Raw genomic sequence first — 2941 nt, 5'->3', positions numbered from 1 at the left:
GTTTACAAAGCACTTTGCAGATACTCTGATTCAGGATTTAATTGGATTCATGTTTGCCAGCATCATGGCATCTATTGTGCTGTTGTTTGGTTATCAGGTTCTCATATCGACTAGTCTTAATCCATTGACCCAGATTTTAATTGCCATCATTACCCTTTTTGCGGCTGCATACATGTCCACTGTCTTCGTGGGCAAGTTTGGGGCTTTGGGTATGGCGGCTGCCAACGTAGTGGGGGGTGCGGTTAACTCTGCAACTGGTGCGGCTTTGGGTATGGCGGGTGGCGCGCTTCTTGGCGGTGGTGCTGGGATGGCGAGTCGTCTTGGTAGTTTGTCTGGGAAGGGATTGAGCAAAACAGAGATGTTGGGTCAGGCGGGTGAGGGTTTTGTGTCAGGGGCAACGCCGGGTGCGGTCTCGGGCTTTTTTGGAGGCGGTATTGGAGGTGGGGGCGGTGGTATGCGCATGGGCTCCATGGGTGGGGGTATGCGTGGCATGGGTTACATGGTGACGGGTACAATGAATAGGCAGAAAGCCCCTGCACAAGAATTCCTCAACAACAGAGCAGGATCCACCCTAAACGCCGCCTTATACAAAAACTCTGCAGGCGACGTACTCCCAACTGCTACACCTGAATCAAGTGCACATTTTATGGAAGAGCTTACCAAGAAGTCAAATGAGGACGTATATGCGGGTTATGTTGCAGGCAACTATCCAGAGATCGCAGAGAACCTCAAAGATCCAAAAGCAGTTGGATTTGAGGTAAAGCGTCACCTGCAATCTTTACCGCCAGAAGTAGCCCATAGCAATTGGCAAAGAGCCCAAAACCAAGGCAACCTGCCCAAAGAAGGACGTTCAACATTCTACCAAAATGCACGCGATGAAATGGGCACAAACCGAGAAACCGTAACTGCCATCCAAAAGGGCATATACACACCCAATCTTGAAGCATTAGACACTGCACCTCGCTTTGCCATAGACACTTTCAACACAGGTACAGTAACAGAAAAAGGAGCTATCACTAACGCCAAGCTTTTTGCAGGAATAGAAAAACTAGGTACACCCGATAATCGACAAATAGTTGACCACTTAGCAGAAATAAAGTTTCGCAAAGCATCCCCCGATATTTTAGGACAACAACTTGCACATGTTTCTGGTGTAAAGATGACTGCAAAAGAACAAACGGTTTACGGTCATGCTATGGCGAAAATTCGTAGTGTAGTAGTTATGCGAAATCCAACCTTAGCTAACAACATGGCCCATTATACCATGGGAAATGGAAAGAACAACTTTAGCAGTCTGATGAATGATGAAAAATTCACAACACAAGCAGTAAAAGATATGGAATCACATAGAACCAGTGCTTGGCTTGCTAACACCTTAAACGTAAAACAAACCGAAGTACCCTCACAAGAAAGCCTATTCAAGACACAACCAACCAAACCTGCAGATAATGTTAATGTTCCAGTTAACAACTCTACGCTAAATCAGGTTATTTTGTCTAAACAGCCAAAAAGTAAGCCAGTAAATTTTGTGGATATGCAAAAAAGAGATTTTGAAGGAGGCGAAAGAGCGGAACAATGGTAAAAAAAAGTCGCTTAGGTTATGTAGGCGGCTTGTTTTTTCTGTTCCTGTTCAATCGGGGTTATCTCTGGTAGCATTTTTTTGATTTTTTCGATAAATTGCTTTGCGTAATAACAGGCTTTTGCAGGGTCAATCGTGTCTAGGTTAAGGGCTGTGGTGTAGAATCTTAGGAGTTCGGGTTCGTTGACTAGTGTTGTGACTTTTTCTACGGTTTTTATGTCAAAGGGCAGTATTTTTGTTGGTGGCCATAGGGCGTGTATTCCAAGTTTGGCGGTTAGGGCTTCGTAGGCAGCTTGAGTGGCTACAAGGACGCTTGATTGTTGTAGGAATTTGTCGGCGAGGTTGAGTTGCCATTGGATGTAGGTGTCTTTTACGCTGATGTCGCGTTTTTTTCCTGCAATAAGCTCATCTTGGAAACCCTCTAATAGCGGGTCACAACCAAAGAGATCGGTGTAAAAACCTATTGAATAACCCTCATCGGTATTGCAGAGTTTTATGATTTCACTGCTTACCCAGCAAGCTACTCTATCGCCTTTCCATCTGCTGTAACTGTACACACTTGTCAGAGTTGCTGCATAACCCTCAAGCATAGCGGTAAACTCTTCTTTTGATGCGGTTTCTTGGAATTTTTTCTCGACAACTTCATAGAGGATTTGGGGTACTTGATGAAACATTTCAGGGTCTTTTGCGTTCATTTTTTCAAATAGGTTTTTCCATGTTGTTGAGTCGTAGTTCATTTTTTCAACGACTAATTTGGCAGTTTCTAACAGCTTATCCTGAACTGTTCTATCGTCTTTCATTTTGGCAAGTACGTAGTCGTGTATTAGCCATGATGACCAGTCGTTGTGGTTGTATTCTCGGAGGTATTTTTGGAAGATTTCTTCTTTAGAGAGATGCGCAAAATAGTATTTGCCAGGCATGTAGTGGTGTGTTACATATCGTTTTGCCTGTAGTATCGCCCAGTCTCTATCCGTATAAGTTTCAACATGTCCACACTGAGTGCATTTGGTGGTTTTTGTTTGGTCGTCAAATATGAGCTTGTTTTTCTCTTTACTGCATTGGCGACACCAGTCTCTACTGTCAGACCACACAGTAAAGTTCCACTCATTAAACACTTGCTTGTCTTCTTGTTCTGACATGGTGTTACTCATTTGCCCAACCGCCTATAGTAAGCAGACTTACTTTAGGTCTTTTAAACATTAACCCACACGACCTAACACTACCTAATAACACATATGTATAATAATCTCTTATACTGCCTAAGCGTTTAAACGCACATGAACTCATTTTCTCACCAATCTAACATGCTTCTAAAATTAAAAAACCACACAATCCCCATACGAGATACGCACTATAATGGAG

The 2941-nt window shown here is 43.4% G+C and carries 1 protein-coding gene and 1 pseudogene; one reads left to right on the top strand and one right to left on the bottom strand.

Annotated features, from left to right (window positions below; genetic code table 11):
• Nucleotides 1-1582 (top strand): annotated as a pseudogene (locus FWF39_RS12235) (hypothetical protein); the annotation flags it as partial.
• Nucleotides 1583-1593: 11 nt separating this feature from the next.
• Here the strand turns inward: FWF39_RS12235 and FWF39_RS12230 are convergent.
• Nucleotides 1594-2730, bottom strand: coding sequence for a hypothetical protein (locus FWF39_RS12230; protein ID WP_343383716.1), 1137 nt, complete (start codon nucleotides 2728-2730; stop codon nucleotides 1594-1596).
• Nucleotides 2731-2941: the final 211 nt, after the last annotated feature.

The organism is Candidatus Bathycorpusculum sp. (genome assembly GCF_009778815.1).
Lineage (GTDB): Archaea > Thermoproteota > Bathyarchaeia > Bathyarchaeales > Bathycorpusculaceae > Bathycorpusculum > Bathycorpusculum hydrogenotrophicum.
This window is presented reverse-complemented; position numbering and strand designations above follow the sequence as displayed.

What these genes read in the sequence shown, in the direction of transcription:
- FWF39_RS12230 (WP_343383716.1), bottom strand. Translation starts at nt 2,730, where the DNA reads ATGAGTAACACCATGTCAGAACAAGAAGACAAGCAAGTGTTTAATGAG.